This is a genomic window from Acidovorax sp. SRB_24 (assembly GCF_012931925.1).
The window spans coordinates 1-614 of record NZ_MWOM01000197.1 but is presented as its reverse complement, the minus strand read 5'-3'; the positions used below and the strand labels follow the sequence as shown (position 1 = coordinate 614).

Genomic DNA, 614 nt, shown 5'->3' with positions numbered 1-614 from the left:
GCTTCGGCCATGGCAGTTGCGTTTGGTATCAGCGGCGCGGCTTTCGCCAGCAGCACCGACCAGGACACCACCCAGTCCGCCACGACGGGAAGCAATACCAGCAACAACACCAACAGCAGCACAAGCACGGACAACAACAGCACCACCCGCAACGCCACCACCAACACGACCACCAACACCACCACCAACACCACGACCAACACCGATGCCAGCGACAACAGCACCAACCGCAACTCGGGCGCAGCCAGAGCCAGCGCAGCCCGCTCGGCGGCCCTGAACAACGGCTCGACAGGCACGTTCACCAACGCGTTCAATGTCTCCACCGCCACAGCCACCAGCAACCTTAACGGCACCGTCACGGGTAACCGCGTGCGCGACATCGGCAACAGCGCCACCAACAGCGGCAATGCCAACGGCGCCACCGGCAACGGTGGCACGGGCGGCAACAGCACCGGCGGCAGCGCCACGGGCACGGGCACAGGCGGCACGGGCGCAGGCGGCGTAGGCGGCGTGGGCTCGACCGGCGGCAATGCCTCCAACGGCAACGCCACCAACGGCAGCGCCACCAATGGCAGCGCCACCGCAGGCAGCGGCGGCAATGGCAATGGCGGGCG

General features: G+C 67.6%; 1 pseudogene. It reads left to right on the top strand.

Features of this window, described 5'->3' with window-relative positions:
- Nucleotides 1-614: pseudogene (locus B2J89_RS21500) on the top strand (hypothetical protein); the annotation flags it as partial.